At 41.2% G+C, this 18,350-nt stretch carries 17 protein-coding genes and 1 tRNA gene; all 18 read right to left on the bottom strand.

From position 1 onward, the window contains the following. Positions 1–365: 365 nt before the first annotated feature. Complete coding sequence (locus J7K40_07025; protein MCD6162149.1) at positions 366–1,499, bottom strand: PilT/PilU family type 4a pilus ATPase; 1,134 nt, start codon at positions 1,497–1,499, stop codon at positions 366–368. Between the two features lie 58 nt (positions 1,500–1,557). Beyond that, complete coding sequence (gene accB, locus J7K40_07030; GenBank protein MCD6162150.1) at positions 1,558–2,034, bottom strand: acetyl-CoA carboxylase biotin carboxyl carrier protein; 477 nt, start codon at positions 2,032–2,034, stop codon at positions 1,558–1,560. A gap of 15 nt (positions 2,035–2,049) precedes the next feature. Continuing rightward, on the bottom strand, positions 2,050–3,120 hold the full coding sequence (locus tag J7K40_07035; GenBank protein ID MCD6162151.1) for an aminopeptidase P family protein: 1,071 nt from the start codon (positions 3,118–3,120) through the stop codon (positions 2,050–2,052). After that, positions 3,120–4,019 (bottom strand): tetratricopeptide repeat protein, encoded by a 900-nt coding sequence (locus J7K40_07040; protein MCD6162152.1) that lies wholly within the window; start codon positions 4,017–4,019, stop codon positions 3,120–3,122. Before J7K40_07040 ends, J7K40_07035 begins: the two co-directional genes overlap by 1 nt. Positions 4,020–4,228: 209 nt before the next feature. Continuing rightward, positions 4,229–5,077, bottom strand: a complete 849-nt coding sequence (locus tag J7K40_07045; protein MCD6162153.1) for a class I SAM-dependent methyltransferase — start codon at positions 5,075–5,077, stop codon at positions 4,229–4,231. A 254-nt stretch (positions 5,078–5,331) separates the two neighbouring features. Further along, a complete protein-coding gene (locus J7K40_07050; protein ID MCD6162154.1) occupies positions 5,332–7,473 on the bottom strand; it encodes a 30S ribosomal protein S1 in 2,142 nt (713 codons plus the stop codon). Between the two features lie 352 nt (positions 7,474–7,825). After that, the gene (locus J7K40_07055; protein ID MCD6162155.1) at positions 7,826–8,398 is read right to left on the bottom strand and encodes a 1-acyl-sn-glycerol-3-phosphate acyltransferase; all 573 of its coding nucleotides are present in this window, start codon (positions 8,396–8,398) and stop codon (positions 7,826–7,828) included. Positions 8,399–8,439: 41 nt separating this feature from the next. Then, entirely contained in the window at positions 8,440–9,105 is a 666-nt protein-coding gene (locus tag J7K40_07060) for a (d)CMP kinase (GenBank protein ID MCD6162156.1), read from the bottom strand. Then, positions 9,105–9,824: an rRNA pseudouridine synthase gene (locus J7K40_07065; protein ID MCD6162157.1), complete on the bottom strand. Its 720-nt coding sequence runs from the start codon at positions 9,822–9,824 to the stop codon at positions 9,105–9,107. Before J7K40_07065 ends, J7K40_07060 begins: the two co-directional genes overlap by 1 nt. 223 nt (positions 9,825–10,047) lie before the next feature. After that, positions 10,048–10,737 carry an SMC-Scp complex subunit ScpB gene (gene scpB, locus J7K40_07070; GenBank protein MCD6162158.1) on the bottom strand — a complete coding sequence of 230 codons (690 nt, stop codon included), beginning with the start codon at positions 10,735–10,737 and terminating at the stop codon, positions 10,048–10,050. A 93-nt stretch (positions 10,738–10,830) separates the two neighbouring features. After that, positions 10,831–12,450 carry a T9SS type A sorting domain-containing protein gene (locus tag J7K40_07075; GenBank protein ID MCD6162159.1) on the bottom strand — a complete coding sequence of 540 codons (1,620 nt, stop codon included), beginning with the start codon at positions 12,448–12,450 and terminating at the stop codon, positions 10,831–10,833. Further along, positions 12,434–13,231, bottom strand: coding sequence for a segregation/condensation protein A (locus J7K40_07080; GenBank protein MCD6162160.1), 798 nt, complete (start codon positions 13,229–13,231; stop codon positions 12,434–12,436). Before J7K40_07080 ends, J7K40_07075 begins: the two co-directional genes overlap by 17 nt. Then, positions 13,218–14,207, bottom strand: a complete 990-nt coding sequence (trpS, locus tag J7K40_07085) for a tryptophan--tRNA ligase (GenBank protein MCD6162161.1) — start codon at positions 14,205–14,207, stop codon at positions 13,218–13,220. The genes J7K40_07080 and trpS overlap by 14 nt, the downstream gene beginning before the upstream one ends. A 162-nt stretch (positions 14,208–14,369) precedes the next feature. Next, the gene (locus J7K40_07090) at positions 14,370–14,876 is read right to left on the bottom strand and encodes an HNH endonuclease (GenBank protein ID MCD6162162.1); all 507 of its coding nucleotides are present in this window, start codon (positions 14,874–14,876) and stop codon (positions 14,370–14,372) included. Positions 14,877–15,203: 327 nt separating this feature from the next. After that, positions 15,204–15,285, bottom strand: a tRNA-Leu gene (locus tag J7K40_07095). A 24-nt stretch (positions 15,286–15,309) separates the two neighbouring features. Continuing rightward, positions 15,310–15,711, bottom strand: a complete 402-nt coding sequence (gene secG / locus J7K40_07100) for a preprotein translocase subunit SecG (protein MCD6162163.1) — start codon at positions 15,709–15,711, stop codon at positions 15,310–15,312. A gap of 371 nt (positions 15,712–16,082) precedes the next feature. Beyond that, positions 16,083–16,850 (bottom strand): triose-phosphate isomerase, encoded by a 768-nt coding sequence (locus J7K40_07105; GenBank protein MCD6162164.1) that lies wholly within the window; start codon positions 16,848–16,850, stop codon positions 16,083–16,085. 1 nt (position 16,851) lies between these two features. Next, positions 16,852–18,048, bottom strand: a complete 1,197-nt coding sequence (locus J7K40_07110) for a phosphoglycerate kinase (protein ID MCD6162165.1) — start codon at positions 18,046–18,048, stop codon at positions 16,852–16,854. Positions 18,049–18,350: the final 302 nt, after the last annotated feature.

Consider the following 18,350-nt stretch of genomic DNA (forward strand, 5'->3'; position numbering starts at 1 on the left):
ACTGGAATTGTCCAACATCTTGCTGCTGCTTAGATTATAATTCAAGAAAATTTCGCCTTACTATATATTATTGAAAAACTAAATCGAAAAGACCCGACAGTAGTGAAGTCAAATAAAGGTTATTCGATTAATAACCTGTTTTTCAGTTAGAATTTTATTATGGCAATGATTATTGTTTTGCTGATGGTGCCCTTGCCCAACAGCATTTATCATGCAAGGCATTATTATGAATCGATACCATTACACGATTGTATAAAATACAACTTCATAGACAAGTAAAAAGAGGGCATATTCAATACACCCTTACTCGTTGGTGTATAATAAGATACACTATATTTGCAGTTCTATAGCAAAATCTGGGTTTATTAAAAGCCTAACTTATCGTCTTTTTTATCATCCATAGAGAACTCAGACCAGCCGCGGTCGGAGGCGGAGGTTATACCCTTGCATCTGAGGTCGAAATCTTCAGGGTTGGATGACTGAGCCAGCGCTTCTTCATAAGAAATCAAACCGGAACGGAATAACTTCATAATTGACTGGTCGAAACTCTGCATCCCGTACTGGACAGTTCCCTGCTCGATGAGTTCAGGTATTCCGGGAGTTTTCATCTGGTCGATAATATATTCCCTTATAGAAGCGGTGCTTATCATGATTTCTATAGCGGGAATTCGACCGGGGCCGTCCGAGCGCGGCAGCAGACGCTGGCAGATAACCGCTTTTAATGTACCCGCCAACAGTAAGCGGATTTGCTGATGCTGATGCGGCGGGAAGAACGAGATGATTCGGGTGATTGTCTCAACAACGTTCATAGTGTGAAGAGTAGTAAGTACAAGGTGTCCGGTATCGGCTGCAGTCAGGGATATGCCCATAGTATCGGCATCGCGAACCTCACCGATTAGAACGATATCTGGGTCTTGACGGAAAGCATGACGGAGCGCCGTGGCAAAGCTTTCGGTATCGCCGCCCACTTCGCGTTGTGAGATAATCGATTTTTTATCGCGGTAAATATATTCTATCGGATCTTCAATAGTCAGGACGTTTTCAGAGCGCGTCGAGTTGATATGCTCGATTATCGATGCCAGCGTGGTCGATTTGCCGGAACCGGTAGTGCCGGTAACAATTACCAGCCCTTTCCTCGCCTCGGCAATATCTTTAATTGTGTCCGGAAGGTTTAATTCCTTATAAGTCGGAATTACTGTATTAACATGCCTTATCGCTATACCGACAGTGCCTCTTTGTTTGTAGAGATTAATACGGAACCTGCCCATCTTGGAAATTGACAAAGCCAGGTCCATCTCTCTTCGCTGATGGAATTTTTGAAGTTGAGATTCTGTTAAAACCTGCGACAGAATTTTTTCCATATCCTGCGGCATTAAAATCTGGTCATCTGCTGAAAAAAGCCTGCCGTCTATTCGCAAGGTAGGTCTTAAGCCAACCCTTAGATGAATATCAGAACCTTTACGAGTCAACATCTGTTGGATAATTTCTTTAAATGTCATCGACTCCCCCTCAGATGATATTGTTGAAAGTATGGGAAATTGTTAGCAAACTTGTTTATCAGGCCGGTTCTATTGCTAATAGAGGCTGTCCGAATTGTACCGGTTGAGCATTCTGAGCCAATACTTCGACAACTATGCCGTCGTATTCCGACTCGATCTCGTTCATTATTTTCATAGCCTCTATAATGCATATAATCTGACCGCGAGTTATCCTATCGCCAACCTGAACGTACGGTTTAGCATCTGGCGAAGGCGCTCTGTAAAAAGTGCCAACCATCGGTGTTTTTATCTCTAAGCGATTTTCCGCTTTTACAGGCGCAGGTTCTGGTTTTATCTCCGCCGCTTGGCCGGGTGTTATCTCAATTAATTTATCGGGAATAGCCGCTTTGACTTGAGGATTATGACCGTTATTATCTCCGATTTGGCGAACTTTTTTGCGAATCAGAACCCTGCTTCCCCAGTGGGAAACCTCGAGTTCGTCGATATTTGATTCTTCGACTATTTTAATCAACGACTTTATTTTAGAAGTTCTCATAATATTCTCTCTGGGTTAAAGCTCAATTAATTCCCTCGGCGATTTTGTTAGAACTCTACAGCCATTTTGCGTTATCAAAATATCATCTTCAATTCTAACACCGCCCCAATTCGGTAAATAAATTCCCGGCTCAATAGTAATAACATTGCCGACTTTCAGAGTATCCTGACTGCGGGGACTCACAACCGGCCCGCTGTGAACCTCAAGGCTAAGGCCGTGTCCTAAACCGTGACCGAAATAATCGCCGTATCCTTCTTTATTTATTATATCACGGGCAACTTTATCAAGCTCTTTTGCATCCATTCCCGCTCGAGTCGCATCAATTGCTGCCGTCTGGGCTTTTAAGACAATGTTATAAATTTTCTTCTGTTTATCAGTTGCTTTTCCCAAAACAACGGTGCGGGTCATATCCGAGGCATAACCATTATAGAAGCAGCCAAAATCAAACGTAATCAAGTCGCCTTTTTTCAGTTTTTTATCCGAGGCTTTGCCATGAGGCATGCTTGACCTTTGACCCGAAGCGACAATAAAATCAAAAGAAGGACCATCAGCGCCCATTTTTATCATGCTGTAAGATAGCTCCAGCGCTAAGTCGCGTTCTTTGACTCCCGGCTTTACCCTGTCCAATATTTGGCTGAAAGCTGTGTCTGATATTTTAACAGCCCGTTTAATTTTATTAATTTCAGAAGTGTCTTTAACAATGGAAATAGATTCTACGAGATTTTCGGTCGGTATAAATGTGCTTTTTATTAACAGTTCTTTCATTTTTTTGAGTGCTTTAACTGTCATAATTGCGGTTTCAAAACCAACTTTGGCTTTTTTACAGAAACAGGGCAGTTTAACCAACTCGCTAACTAGTTCTCGTTCGGCTATTATTATCTGAGAGTTCTTAACCTCTTTGCGCGCTTGGACGGTATATCTGAAGTCCGTTAAAAAATATGATTTAGGCGGCGCCAAGATTAATAACCCATTAGAACCTGAATATCCGCTTAAATACCTGATATTAGACAGCTTACTGACAATCATGGCATCAAGCTTATTTTTCTTTACCAAAGCGTTTGCTTGTATAATTCTATTGTTATTCATTATTTTCCTATCTTTGATTCTATGATTTTTATTCTCTCTTTATATTTATTATTATCGGGATCACCGTTTAGAAGTTTTTTATAAACCTTTAATGCTTTCTCATATTTCCCCTGGTTAAAACAAATATCAGCAAAAGTTGCAGTTTCAAAAATTTCAGCTTTTAATACATTTACCTGTTCCCGTTTCAGTTCGGATTGGTCGGTTGATTCGATACTTCTGACCTCTCTATTGTTAGATTGTATTATATCATCATTTTGTTTCGCAGCTGCTCTATTAAAATCCTCGAGCGGAACGATAGATTCGGATATAACTGCCGGTTTCTCCTCTAAGTCGTCGGATATTTCTGTGTCGTTGACAGCATCAGCAGCAGCTCTATCAGGCGTTTCGACCTTTGGCTTATTCGCTGTTATGCTTTCGGTTTCAGACTCCGATTTTTCCACTACCCGGCTGTCATCTTCTGCGGTGATTTCTTTTTTAGTATTCTCCGTTTCAGCAATTACTTCAGGTTCGGTATCCATAACCTGCTCATCGCCGGTTTCTTCTTGTTCGAAATAATCGGCTAATGCCGGGAAGATACTTTCGAGACGATTACGGCAATAATCAACTTTCGCTTCCTTGCCAAGCCTAAAATAAACCTCGCCCATCATAGCCCAAGCTGCCGGGTGTTCCGGGTCGAGGCGAAGAACCGATTCTAAGGATTCCTGAGCAAAACCGTATTCCTCCTGTTCGATATGCGCTCGAGCCTTTACCAAAAAACAATTTCGATTGGGGCCATATTGGTTTATCGACTCGCGGCATTTTATTATAGCGCCCTGCGCGTCATTCGAATCGAGCAGTTTCATCGCCTGATATGCTTCAATATCCGGCGAGTTAAATTTTTCAGAATCGGTATCGTTCATATAATCCTCAAAACTGATTGAAAATTATAACAATAATGCTGTAAATTGTCAAGGCAGAAAGGTGTAAGTTGTTGATAAATATAAATATTTGCTTATCGAAAAATGGCGGAAAAAATGATAAAAACAGATATTTCGACAAAATCATACTATAACGACAATAGCGGGAACCAGAACTCAAGATATATACTACTTTTTAAGCTAATGCTATACTACTCTTTTCTGACCTCAATAACAATAACCCTAGCAAACTTTCGGAGAAAAGAAAGATGAGATAATAAAAGGTTATCCAATTTCTTCAGATGATTTTGAAATTTGAATAAAAACGGAATACGTTCCATTCTGGTTATTAGTTCAAATTCCGCAAGAGAATATTTAAAACCAGAGTTCTCGATTTCCATAACAAGTTCCTGCTTGTTAAGCCCTCCTCCGCCCGGTGATTCCGTATCAGGAACAGGGATAAGCTGTCGAAGTTTATAATACAATCCTGAGTTGCACATCGGCTCGATAAATATTCCAACCCCTCCCTTTTTTAAAACGCGATACATTTCTGCCAAGCTTAACCTGAGATTAAAATGATGCAAGGCCACTAATGCAGTTACAACATCAAAGCAATCATCCCTGAAAGGCAAAATCTCAGAACAGCTTTTGATAGGACAGCTATTGGTATCAGACATAGCTATAAATTCTAAACATCTTAAGGAAACATCAATGGAAACCACCTCGACTCCGCGTCGCATGAAAAACCGGCTTAAGGCGCCATTACCAGCGCCAAGCTCTAAGAGCCTTAATGGCTTGCGTTTCGGAAACTTGCTGAAATAATTATAATTTTTATCAAAAATAAATTTATCTGACGGCTTATCATAAAATTCTGCGAACCATTCTTCATACTCCTGATCCATCTGCATAAGTTTGCCGCCAGCGTCAAGCTGGCTAAAGTATTCGTCCGCTTCTTTATCATACCACTGCGCTTCAAGAACATTTTTTTGTTGTAATAAGGCAGGGTTTTTCTTGTAAGGGTTATTTATAAGATTAACATTGTATTTATTACGGTGGCGCATATTTTAATTATCTTTACTATTTCAGTTTAATCGCTGTTAATGGCTTCATATATAATTATAATATAAATTAATATATTTAGGCAATCATTTTAAGCTATTACGTTTTAATAAATCAGACAGGTTCAGTTAGCCAATAGGCAGACAAGTTAGCCTAAGGCGAATGCCAACTACAAAATCTAAGCCATATAAAACAAAACCCCCGACCTTTCAAAAAGTCGGGGGCGATTGCTAATAATCAAAATACTGGATATTTATTAATCAGTATTGACTCCAGAATCTTTTTCCGGTAATGAGTCTTCTTCAGGATTGGCAACAGCAATTGGTTTTTGCTCGGTTTCCGTCTTAGTTGTTTCGGCATCAGCTGCTATCTCAGATTGTTCGTCGGCTGATTCCTCCTGCTGCTGTTCAACTGTTGGTTCGGCTGCGGGTTCTGCAACCGGTTCTTCGGGTTTTTCAGCTTTCGGCTGTTTATTATCTTCAAAACTCTCAGCCACAGTGTCTTGGATTTTGATAGTGCGAGTAGGGTGATCGGTTAAGAATTTATCGAGATCATCTCTTTCTCTAACAGCATAATATGCCTCAACCGAAAGGATGATTTTGTGATTTTTAGAATCAAATTCAATAACCCTCAAGGGAATCTGGTCGTTTTCAGAAAAAGCCTCGGATGGTTTTGAAATATCCCTTTTACCCAGCATATTGGCAGGTACAAATCCCTCGACATTGCCCTCGAGTTCAACGATGACTCCCCTATCCAAAAGGCGCGTAATAGTTCCAAGTGTTTCGGTATTCACTGAATATTTCATTTCCAGTTCGGGCCAAGGATCATCATTTACTTGCTTAAGTCCGAGCGAAATCCGTCTATTGTCCTTATCGATAGAAAGAATTCGCACTTCGATTTCATCATTTTTCCTCATAATTTCTGAGGGATGCTGAATTCTTTTAGTCCATGACATATCAGAAATATGCACTAAGCCATCGATACCATCCTCGATTTCGATAAAGGCACCGAAAGTTGTCAGGTTTCTAACTTTGCCTTTAACAGAAGTACCGACTGGATATTTCAGGTCGATAGTTAGCCAGGGATCGGGTTCGAGTTGTTTTAAGCCGAGCGAGATTTTTTCATTTTCTTTATCAACAGTTAATACTACAACCTCAATATTATCATTAGGCGCAAGGAGTTTTGACGGATGCTTAATATGCTGAGTCCATGACATTTCCGAAATATGTACTAAACCTTCAACACCGCGTTCCAATTCGACAAAGGCTCCGTAATCGGTAATCGAAACTACTTTGCCTTTAACGCGGCTGTTGACCGGATATTTTTCTTCGACATTTTCCCAGGGATATGGAGTTAGCTGTTTAAGTCCCAAAGAGATTCTGCCGGAGTTCTTATCAAAATCAAGAACCTTGATTTTAATCTCCTGTCCCAGCTTGGCAATCTCAGAGGGATGATTAATTCTTCCCCAAGACATGTCAGTTATATGTAAAAGGCCATCGACACCGCCAAGGTCGATAAATACTCCGAAATCGGTGATGTTTTTAACAATTCCATCGCGAACCTGACCAGGTTCTATTTCCTTTAAAAGCTCATCGCGCATATCTCGGCGTTGTTCCTCAAGGACAGCCCGACGGGAAACCACTATATTTCGTCTGCTCTTATTGATTTTAATAATTTTCAATTCGAGTTCTTCGTTAAGGAGAGCATCGAAATCGGGCACCTGTCGAAGCGCTACCTGCGAACCGGGAAGAAATGATTCAACACCAAACAGGTCGACAACCAATCCGCCTTTAATCCGCCTTTGAATTTTGCCAATGACGGATTCGCCGGATTCATGAGATTCTTTGATATTATCCCACACTCTAAGGAAATCTGCTTTCTGCTTGGAGAGAACAAGCTGCCCGTGGCTATTTTCGATAGCTTCAAGGAAAACATCGATATCTTCGCCAACCGAGACATTTACAGGTTCGGGAAATTCACTGATAGGGATTAAACCTTCCGATTTAAAGCCCACATCAACAATAACATCATCGCGACTAACACCCATAACTTTGCCGCAGATGATTTCCCCTTCTCTGACATCCTGAAGGGTACTTTCATACATAACCAGCATTTTATTATATTCTTCCTCGGAATACTCTTGCTCTTCGATTTCCTCCTCGGTTATAACCACTGGAGTATCAAGTTTTTTAATTTTAGTTCGGGGTGCTTTAGAACGAGTATGCTTAAGCGCTTTTACCTCTGTTGTTTTGGCTGCGCTTGTTTGTTCTTTTTTGGCAGTTGCCGCGACTCGTGAAAGCTTTTTTGCTTTATGCGTTTTACTTTTGGCGCCACCTCCTAACTTTTTAGATTTTGTTGCTGCGGTTTTTTTAGCCGCTTTTTTCTTCTTTTCTGGCATTTACAAGAATCCTCCTTAACATTCACATTACCCCAAAGGGCGACCCAAGGGTCTGGGTCAATATAATCACATTTAATTCTAATGCAATCTGTTTTTTATATCGGATACAAAGAATTTTTTAATAACTTTAAATGAATGATATTTCAACCCGGCTTTGGCAATAGAACTATAAATAAATTGCTCTGGTTACTAAGCGGCGCTTGGCAGCCAGAGCTAAATTTATTCGGAATTATATTGAACATTTAGCGTTAAAACACACCTCTAACCCCTCTCAAGAGGGGAATAATATATCGCCAAATTCAATATTAAGACAATGTTCACTATAGCCCCTATCGAGAAGGGAATAATATTACTATGTGTTTTGGGCGTTATCTTGAAGCTCTCTGATACGCTTCATTAATTCATCGGTTACAATTTTATAGCCGGTTTTGGATTTACCGCACGATTTTATCCATTCGGAATCTATAATACGTCCAAATGATATTTTCATCTTTTTCCCCAGCAAGAAATTCCACCAGGCTCTTTTTGTATTCTCAATATAAGCCGGGACTATAGGCGTTTCAGCCTTGCAGGCAAGCATCCCAACCCCGATTTTTCCCTCCATCACCCTGCCGTCGGAAGAACGCGTTCCCTCAGGAAACATTATCAGCGCCTTACCCTGTTTTAAAAACAATATCGATTTTTTAATAACATCAATATCGAAACCGAATCTATCTACCGGAAAAGCGTTAAGTTTAGTGAGCAAGCGACCTAATATGAAAGGTTTTAATAGTTCTTTCTTGGCCATAAACCAGAGTTCTCTATCAATTGTTGAGCCAAGCAGGAAGGGGTCAGCGCCGGCGACATGATTTGATGCGACTATTAACCCACCTTCAGGAGGGATATACTCTTGGCCTTGAATTTTTAGTCTGCACAAGATTCGCATATAAATATTCATAAGAAAATGGATAGACCAGTATAAACGATTTACTTTATTTTTCGTATGCATATCTCGTAAATTTTTTGCACCTGTTGGTCGATTGTAATATCCGTAGTGTCAACTTCGATTGCATCATTGGCTTTTTTTAAAGGCGAATGTTCGCGGGATGAATCGATTCGGTCTCTTTTAACAAGATTTTCGCGAACCCGTTCCAATTTCTCTGCTGAAGCGTTTTTTTGCGCCAGACGTCTTTGCGCCCGAACATTAATATCGGCAACTAAAAATATCTTCACGTCGGCATCGGGAAAAACGAAAGTTCCCAAGTCTCTCCCCTCAGCCACAGTATTGAAATTGCCAGCGAATTTTCGCTGTTGGGTATGCATGTAATCACGAACCAAGCCTACAACCGAAACTTCCGACACAAACCCATCAACCTCGCGGCTGCGAATTTGCTCTGTAACATCTTTACTATCAAGGAACACTTGCAAGCTATCTTTATGCGGTTTCAGAACAACATTTGTTGAATCTAAAATCTCTTTGATGTTGTCTTCATCGCTGAAATCATTTATGCCAAGCTCAAGGAATTTGACAGTTATTGCCCGGTACATGGCTCCTGTATCAAGATAGATAAAGCCGAGTTTTTCGGCTAAGGCAATTGCCGTAGTGCTTTTTCCGGAGCCTGCCGGGCCGTCAATTACAACTACTTTTCCCATTATTTCAAGCCCACTGAGTTTTGTAATATTTTCAAATGTTTTTTATCGATTTTCACAAATTTGCCCCCCGGCAGATTGCCAAGCTTAAGATTGCCATAGGCTATCCTTTTTAGGCTTGAAACGGTCAAGCCTACTTTTTTAAACATCCGGCGTACCTGACGTTTGCGTCCCTCGTGAATTGTTATATGTACTATGTTTGATGTCTTATCCCGCTGGATTGCTTTTACTTTTGCAGGCGCGGTCAGGCCATCATCAAGCATTACGCCATCCTGCAGCTTTTTTAGGGCAGGTTCATCAATAACGCCATTGCAAACCACTTCATAAGTTTTCTTTACGCCATACCGCGGATGGCTCAGGCGAAAAGCAAGGTCGCCATCATTGGTAAAAATCAACAGCCCGGATGAATCATAATCGAGACGACCTACCGGAAAAACCTTGCCTTTATACTCTTTCAGATATTCTGTTACAAGGTTTGCATGATGGGGGTCTTTTGTCGAGACAAGGCAACCCGTAGGTTTATTCATCATCAGATAGTAGGTTCCGGTCTCCGGCGATACAATCTTGCCATCGACCTTGATTATGTCAGACTGTTCATCCACAGCTACGCCCAAGGTTTTGACAATTTTACCGTTAATTTTTACTCGTCCGCAAGTTATCAGGTTGTCGGCATGACGGCGTGAGGCAACTCCGGAAAGAGCGAGGTATTTATTTATTCGCATTGGTTTTATTCTTTCGACACATGTTTTTCACAAGGCTAATATATATACTCATAATGAATAAATCTACATCTCTTTAGGCTAATAATATAAAAGGTGATATTTTTTAGATATTTACATTTTATCAAAGCCAGCTGCGCAAATAGTCAAGACCACAAGGAGGGTCTTGATCTACAACTGTTCTATTAAATTAAACCATTATCATAAGCAAATGATAACTATTAATCTATATATCCTCTTCCTGCAAAATCTTGTCAGTATCAGTATCAGCGTTGGTTTCTGCTTTCATGGTCGGCTCAATATGTTCATCCGGCAGTTCATCAGTTGAAGATTGCTCATCAGAAGCAGGCATGGATTCACTTTCAGCATCACTATCATTTGCTTGAGCGTCTTCCCCGCTTTTTACCATTTTAATAACCGGCATACTTTTAGTGAAATCCTCTATTTCTGTCAGCGGCGGCAGATGTTCAATAGATGGCAAGCCGAAAAATTCAAGGAAGTATTCCGAGGTTTTGTACAATAACGGGCTGCCGGGCGCCGGCGATTTGCCATCAATAACAACGAGTTCTTTCGACATCAAATTTTTCAGCACGCCGCCGCAATCAACACCACGAATTCTTTCGATATCAGCCCGAGTAACCGGCTGTTTATAGGCGATTACCGCCAGCGCTTCTAAAGCCGCTTGGGATAGACGGGTAGTTTTTTCCTTAGCTTTAATCCGATTAATATATTGATGATACTCAGGTAAAGTTAACATCCGAAAGCCTGAGGCTATCTGCTCAATTCTAAAACTTCTGTGGGTATCGACAAATTCTTCATTTAATTCAATTACAATATTTTCAACAGTTATTTTTGATAAACCGGAAACTTTGGCTATTTGCGCTGATGTTATCGGCTCCTCGGCGGCAAATATCAAAGCCTCGACAATACCTTTCTGGTCGACAAGCTCGAACTGTTTTTCCGATACCGTATCCTGATTTTGTACTGATTCTTCTATTTTGATTTCCCCTTACTTTAAATATACCATTTTTGCTTTTGCCTGCTGATTATTGATTATTAGATTATAATAATAAGCTCCAGCGGCAATATCGGCCATGGGTTTCCAGGTTATTCTATTCATACCGTTCACGGCAACACCATCAAACCTATCAACTAATCGGCCGTTTATATTATATATGTCAAACTTATAATCATTCGAGTTTGAATTCCAGTAAAAACTTATATCACATGCCGAATTAAACGGATTAGGATAACTGTCATATAAGATAAACTTTTCGGGTTCTAATAAATTTCCTGTAAGTATGTTTGTCTGAGTGTCTTCCAAGTAGGCATTATACTCATAATTGGCGGAATCTGACTCTGTAGAATATTGATATGGCCAGGTTATTGTTAATATTACTTTATCACACTCATCAAAGTTATTAATCCGCATCGATATTTGTTCATTAAAACTAAGGCTTCGCGTATAGATTTCAACCGGCCTATCGAGATATACTGCAGCCACAGCAATCTCCTCAGGATAGTTGTAATCTGATAAGAACTCCAGAATGAGGTCTTTTTTAAATATGCCAACACTTTCGAAACATATATAGGCAAGCCCCATATTTTCGACAGCTTTCGGAGTATCAATCCAGCCGGTTGGATAGGAACTATGACTTGCGGATACCGGTACAGTTGCCGGAAATTGCTCGCTCTCCTCGAAAAAACCCGGTCTATAATTGTTATTAGTGAAATAATTCCAACATCCAAAAACTGCAAATTCCCTATCGAAATCAACCTCTTCTTCTAATAATGCCGATTCAATAGCATATATAGAGTAGTCTAAATGGATAAGTTTTAAAAATATTTTATTAATTATATCAGGACCATAATTCTGGCGCAGGTATTCAGCAAAAACCCAAGCTCCATACATATGCGCGCCGCCAGTCATGTAAATCGAATAATCAATCTTATTGTAATATTTCTCAAGATAGTAGTATATAATGTTAAGGTCATCAAAAACAATCTCATTCGCCCAACAAGCCGAAAGTTCATACCACCATGGTTCTTCATCGCAAGTATTAGCCCTGTATGCCATCTGAATAGCGTGGAAATATTCATGAGAACAGACAGCCTTAAGCATCGGAATCGGGTCATTGGGGAAATGTACGCAGCGCAAATCTCTGCCTATGAATATATAAGACGCGTACGCTTCACGGTCGGGATAATAATCTGATTGAAATTCCGGCACAGTTAAGCCGGCAACATTTGTAACATAAATATCATAGCTATCATCGCCGCCAAAACCTTCATCCGGCGGAGGTACGTCATACCCCAAAAGTTCGATGTAAGTATAACGGCTTAACTCAAGAAATTCAGCTATTCTATTTATATAATCGGGCACATCGTCGGCAGGGTCTATATCCTCATGAGGATGATAAATAACATAATCGCCGGTAGTATCATAATGGATTTTAAAATTATCGCTATCGAAAGTGCAGAGCAGGTCGGGGCGTTCCAAAACCAATGGCGGCCAGTTTCCCGTATCTTTGGGGGCAATAATCAAATCACCTGTAGTGAAAGATTGCTGGCCAAACAGCAAGCTCGTCAGGATAACGATGAACACAAATATTTTAATGAGTCTCGGCATATAATCTGATAGCTTCCTCAACTTGCAGGTTTATAGGATAAACCCATATTTTGCCAAATGTCGACGATTGCCTTAAACTAATCTGATTTAACCTCACCAATTCAAGTAATGCTGCAAAAGTAACGACTATTACTATTCGGCGCGGGTCATCCTCAAAAAGCTTATAAAACTCCAATTTGTCGCTATCTGACAGCATTTCTGTAATGTGCCTGATTCTATCCTCGATATAAACCTCATCCGCCGCTACCTGGTGAACTGTTTCCTTTTTTGCTCGTTCCATAACATCGGCAAAAGCAATCATCAATGATGTCATATCTATCTTGCGTAAAACATAACATACTTCCGGCTCGACAACCTCAGGAAAGTCATGCCGCTTGAATCTCTTGGACCATTCCTTACCTCTTTCGCCAAGCTCCTCTGCGGCTTGCTTATATTTTTTATACTCGAGCAGCGCTTCAATCAGTTCATTGCGCGGGTCATCAATCTCAGTTTCGTCTCCCCCAACTTCGGGAAGAAGCATCTGCGTTTTCAGCCTTATCAGCATAGCCGCCATAAGGATAAACTCGCCGGCTACTTCTAAGTTCAGTTCTTTCATCGCTTCGAGAAAAGTCAGATATTGTTTGGTTATTTCGGCGATAGGTATATCATAAATATCGACCTCATCCTGTTTAATAAGGTATAGCAGCAAATCAAGCGGGCCCTCGAACGGTTGAGTGCCGTAGCCGCGAAGGTCTTCGGAAATATTAACTAAGTTAATACTGCTGCGATTATTGCCAGTCAATTTTCATCGCCTTTCGAACATCAGCTAAAGTCCGGGAGGCCGTCTCACGCGCCCGGTTGCCGCCATCCTTGAGGATATCCCAGACTTTATCCGTATCTTTAGCTAACTCCATCCTTTTCTGACGGATTGGCGCTAACGATTCATTAAGATGCTTAGCTACATTCATCTTGCAATCCACACAGCCAAGCTGGCCTGATTTGCAAGGTTCTATTATTTCCTCATGCTGCTTGTTGTAAATCTGGTGAAGCATATAAACCGGGCAAACATCAGGGTGCCCCGGATCGCCTCGTCGAAGCTTCTGAGGGTCGGTATACATCTTTTTCAATTTGGCGATAGTGTCTTCACTGGTATCAGCCAATTTGATATCATTGCCGTATGATTTGGACATTTTTCGGCCATCGATACCCGGAATATTCGGAAACTGCGCAAGCAATCCCTCCGGTTCGGGCAATGTATCGCCATAAAGATGATTAAACCTGCGAGCGATTTCGCGGGTTAGTTCTATATGCGGAAGCTGGTCTTTGCCCACAGGCACGACATTGGCTTTATAAACTAATATATCCGCTGCCTGCAAAACCGGATAGCCTAAAAATCCGTAACTATCCAACCCTTTTTGTTCAACCTGATCTTTATAAGTAGGCACCCTTTCCAGCCATGGAACAGGCGTAATCATCGAAAACAGCAAATGAAGTTCGGCATGTTCCTTGACCTCTGATTGAATAAATAAAGCGCATTTTTCCGGTTTTAAACCCGCCGACAGGTAATCAAGAGCCATCTCAGTGATTTGGCTTTTAAGGGTCTTTGTGTCGTTATATCCGGCTGTTAAGAAATGCCAGTCGACTATGCAGAAAAATAAATCGTATTTGCCTTCATCTTGTAATCTTACCCAGTTTCTAAGCGCTCCCTCATAATTGCCCAGATGCGCCCTGCCAGTTTGCCCTGAGGGCTTCATGCCCGATAATAAAATCTCTTTCATTTTGATTTTTCCTGCCTCTTAACGTTTTTGACACAGTAGAACGTGTACAATAATAGCATTAAATTAGCTGAATGATAGCTGCTGTTAAGTTGAATTAGCTGCAGTTTGCTTATCTCCTCTTTAAATAGTGAAACAGCTTTGCTGATTTATCTCATTAAGTTCTTAATCCATAAAAAGATATTGTCTCCAGCGATAGTCTTTAACGCCGACGAATTTTTGAATAAATGTGATATGATTTGGGCGTTTCGGTTTTGATAATAATTTCATTTTTGCTTGCTCCGGAGTTCGCTGCCCTTTCCGGTTGTTGCATTTTTGGCATGATGCCACTAAGTTTTCCCAGACATCCTTGCCCCCGCGGATTTTGGGAATCACATGGTCGACAGTCATATGTTCGACTTTACAGCCGCAATACTGACATATCCCGCCATCGCGCTTGATAACATTCTTACGCGACAGCATGATGCGTTTATTGGGCACCCTTATATAGGCTGCCAGCCTAACCACCGATGGCGCCGGCAGGCTCATCGAAACTGAATGAATTTTATAACCATCAACAGTTTCAATAACTTCCGCCCTATCTAAGTAAACCATCACAATGGCGCGTTTGAGAGTGCAGACCGACAATGGTTCGTAATTCTGATTTAGAACTAACACATGCAGAGAAAGCATACCGAGCCACCAAATATCATTATCTTCTACAAGTTAATTTACGATAAATGACTAAATTGTCAATTAAAAATTAAGATAATGTGGATTTGGGTGTTATAACAAGGGAGATGAATAGCAATACTGCCCATATAATAGGCGGATTTAAAAATCAGGTCTGATAGCTTTTTATTATAAACAATGTTAAATAAGGTAAAATTTGTGATTGTTTTTACGTATTTATACTATCATGACCTTTGAATATGGTTTTTATACATGATTTACATATAAAGACTTAAAATATAAACCCACCCGATGGGTGGGTACAGTTTGTTGTTAATATATTATAACTGCGGAAGGCGGGACTTGAACCCGCACACCTTTCGGCACTACCCCCTCAAGATAGCGTGTCTACCGGTTCCACCACTTCCGCAATAATCTTATGCAAATCCTGAGGTTATTCGCCGCCCTCAGTCGGCTGCGGATTGTCGCCCGTCGGAGCTGGCGGAAGCTCGATATCGCCGGGTCCTGTTTTCTGTTCGCCGGGCAGAGTAGATGGTTGTCCGGTGGGAACTGGCGCATTTTCAATCTGGTCTTTAATCGCTGATTTTATCTTAGTTGCCTGCCTCGCCGGTGAAACAAAAGTTAAAACCAGACAGGAAACCATAAACGAAATCGCTATTATAGTTGTAGCCTTAGATAAAAATGTAGCCGCACCTCGACCACCAAATACAGCGCCGGAAAGACTTGTCCCGCCAAAAGCGCCGGCTAACCCCTCGCCTTTGGCAGATTGCATGAGAATTACAAGAATCAGTCCCAAACAGATAATTACATGGATCGTTATTAAAATAGCAAACATTCACTGCTCCTTTTTTCACATTTTCGACAAGTAAATAAGATACTTGAAATATACTTGCAGTCAAGTTAAAAAATGTAATTAAGCGAAAATTAGTTTTAAAGGATAATTCACCTCAGGTGGATGATATCCATATGATAAACGTCAGGATGATATACGCCTAAGGGTCGAACATCTTGACGCTTGTTGTAATAAGCTTATCGCCCTCAGGATGTCGCTCCGCTCCATATTTATGAATAATAACAAGAGAGGCTGTATGCAATACACCCCTAAGCGCGATAACGCATATTATTTAAAGAATTTGAGTATTGTTTTGCCGTCAGGTTCTGAGAGCGTCCGGCAGCTGCCTCTGCTTCGCACTTACCCTAATTCATCTATGCCGTTACTTGCGGGGCAGCCGCTTTGGCAATGCCGATAAAATCAGCCGCTTTAAGGCTGGCGCCGCCAACTAAGAAGCCGTCAATATCTTCCTTGATAATCAACTCGCCGGCATTGCCCGGTTTGACCGAACCGCCATATAAAAGCCGCACTTTATTATAACCATCCGTTTGCGATTTCAGTAAATCCCTAAGCAGCTTATGAACCTCCTGCGCCTGTTCGGGAGTAGCGGTTTTGCCGGTTCCGATTGCCCACACAGGCTCGTAAGCTAAAATAATCCCATCATATTGCGTGAATCCCCTAAAGCATTCCTTAAACTGTTCGGTAATTACATCATTGGTCTTGCCGCTTTCCCTGATATCTAAACTTTCGCCAAGACAGACAACGGGAATCAGCGAACTTTCGATAGCCTTGTTTAGCTTTTTATTGATTGTCTGGTCGGTTTCACCGAAATATTGACGTCTTTCGGAATGCCCGAGGATGACATATTCGCAGCCGGCTGATTTTATCATAGCCGGAGAGATTTCACCTGTATAGGCGCCTTTATCCTCCCAATACATATTTTGCGCGCCAAGTTTAACATCAGTATTCTTTACAATGCCGGCGACTGTATTTAACCAGACAAACGGCGGACATATTAAAAAATCAGTTTGATGACTTAACCCAGGGATTTCCTTGGCTATATCCCCAGCCAGTTTTATTGCCTCATCGGCAGTTGTATTCATTTTCCAATTGCCTGCGATTAGAGTTTTACGATTTGCCATATTATTCTTTCTCCGTTAATGCCGCCAACCCGGGCAGGATTTTACCCTCGAGGAATTCTAAGGACGCCCCGCCACCGGTGGAAACATGAGTTATTTTATCTTTAAGTTTAAGTTTTGATAGCGCGGCTACCGAATCACCGCCGCCGACAATACTAATAGCGCCTTTTTCCGTTGCCTCTGCCAGCGCCCGCGCAACCGCCAGGGTGCCGCCGGCAAACTCATCGGTTTCGAATATCCCCATAGGACCATTCCAGACAACCGTCTTAGCCTGGCTGATAATATCGGCAAACTGCCCTTGAGCGGATGTTCCTATATCGACTCCAATCCAATCAGCCGGAATGTTTGATTTATCGACGATATTAGTCGAAAACGGTTTATCCAGCTTGTCGGAAACTAAAATATCATCCGGTAGAATCAATTGGACATTATCCGGCAGTTTCATTTTAAGCAGGCTCTCAGCCTCGCCGATTTTCTCCTTCTCAAGCAGCGACTTGCCGATTGACAAACCCATCGCCTTATAAAATGTGAAAATCATACCGCCGCCGATAAGTAAAATATCAACTTTCTGCAGAAGGTTTTTAATGACATCGATTTTGCCGGAAATCTTGGCGCCGCCGATAATAGCCACAAAAGGATGCTGAGGATTGGTTAATACCTTGCCAAGATAATCAATCTCTTTCTGCATCAGGTAGCCGGCCGCGGCTGGTTTAATAAAGTGTGCAACCCCTTCGGTTGAGGCATGCGCCCGATGAGCCGTACCGAAAGCGTCATTGATATACACATCTCCAAGGTTTGCTAATTGCCGGGCGAAATCCGTATTATTATCGGTTTCTTCTTTGTGGAAACGAAGGTTTTCCAGAAGTATAATTTCGCCATCCTTAAGATTATCAACTGCGCTTTTAACCTCAGTTCCGATACAATCATTGATGAATTTCACATTCATATTAATATCTTCCGAAAGCTTCTTCGCCACCGGTTTTAATGAAAGTTCCGGCTTAACCTGCCCTTTCGGACGTCCTAAGTGCGACATTAAAATAGCTTTGCCGCCGGATGATGTTATCTTTTTAATTGTTGGCAGTGCCGCTTTGATGCGGGTATCATCCCCAACTTTGCCATCCTTGAGCGGAACATTGAAATCAACCCGCGTCAGGACATTTTTGCTTGCAAGTTCGATGTCATCAATATTAATTTTATTCAATTTGATTCCCTCCTGAAATTGAATCAACAACTGTTATCTTATTTCATATAGTTTATCGGCGATAATCAGTCAAGCAGAATATAATGTGGAAGAATTCTTTGAAAATGTGTTGCAACAGCACCTCACCCGTTGGGTGTGATACAATATAGTCTTAAGTAAATCTCAGTAACATTCAACATCTTAAATCGTACTTATTCTGCGATGTAAAAACATATACTATAAAATCACTACTGTCCGGTCTTTTCAACAGAATTCTCCAATTAATACACAATAAATGAAACTTGCTTAAGCCATAACATATA

This window comes from Candidatus Zixiibacteriota bacterium, assembly GCA_021159005.1.
Lineage (GTDB): Bacteria > Zixibacteria > MSB-5A5 > UBA10806 > 4484-95 > JAGGSN01.

Excerpts from the sequence above, each read along its gene's own strand:
- J7K40_07055 (MCD6162155.1), bottom strand. The coding sequence starts at position 8,398 with ATGCGAATCTTGTGCAGACTAAAAATTCAAGGCCAAGAGTATATCCCT.
- J7K40_07040 (MCD6162152.1), bottom strand. The coding sequence starts at position 4,019 with ATGAACGATACCGATTCTGAAAAATTTAACTCGCCGGATATTGAAGCA.
- J7K40_07060 (MCD6162156.1), bottom strand. The coding sequence starts at position 9,105 with ATGGGAAAAGTAGTTGTAATTGACGGCCCGGCAGGCTCCGGAAAAAGC.
- J7K40_07025 (MCD6162149.1), bottom strand. The coding sequence starts at position 1,499 with ATGACATTTAAAGAAATTATCCAACAGATGTTGACTCGTAAAGGTTCT.
- J7K40_07050 (MCD6162154.1), bottom strand. The coding sequence starts at position 7,473 with ATGCCAGAAAAGAAGAAAAAAGCGGCTAAAAAAACCGCAGCAACAAAA.
- J7K40_07045 (MCD6162153.1), bottom strand. The coding sequence starts at position 5,077 with ATGCGCCACCGTAATAAATACAATGTTAATCTTATAAATAACCCTTAC.
- J7K40_07075 (MCD6162159.1), bottom strand. The coding sequence starts at position 12,450 with ATGCCGAGACTCATTAAAATATTTGTGTTCATCGTTATCCTGACGAGC.
- J7K40_07090 (MCD6162162.1), bottom strand. The coding sequence starts at position 14,876 with ATGCTTTCTCTGCATGTGTTAGTTCTAAATCAGAATTACGAACCATTG.
- trpS (MCD6162161.1), bottom strand. The coding sequence starts at position 14,207 with ATGAAAGAGATTTTATTATCGGGCATGAAGCCCTCAGGGCAAACTGGC.
- J7K40_07035 (MCD6162151.1), bottom strand. The coding sequence starts at position 3,120 with ATGAATAACAATAGAATTATACAAGCAAACGCTTTGGTAAAGAAAAAT.
- accB (MCD6162150.1), bottom strand. The coding sequence starts at position 2,034 with ATGAGAACTTCTAAAATAAAGTCGTTGATTAAAATAGTCGAAGAATCA.
- J7K40_07105 (MCD6162164.1), bottom strand. The coding sequence starts at position 16,850 with ATGGCAAATCGTAAAACTCTAATCGCAGGCAATTGGAAAATGAATACA.
- J7K40_07065 (MCD6162157.1), bottom strand. The coding sequence starts at position 9,824 with ATGCGAATAAATAAATACCTCGCTCTTTCCGGAGTTGCCTCACGCCGT.
- secG (MCD6162163.1), bottom strand. The coding sequence starts at position 15,711 with ATGTTTGCTATTTTAATAACGATCCATGTAATTATCTGTTTGGGACTG.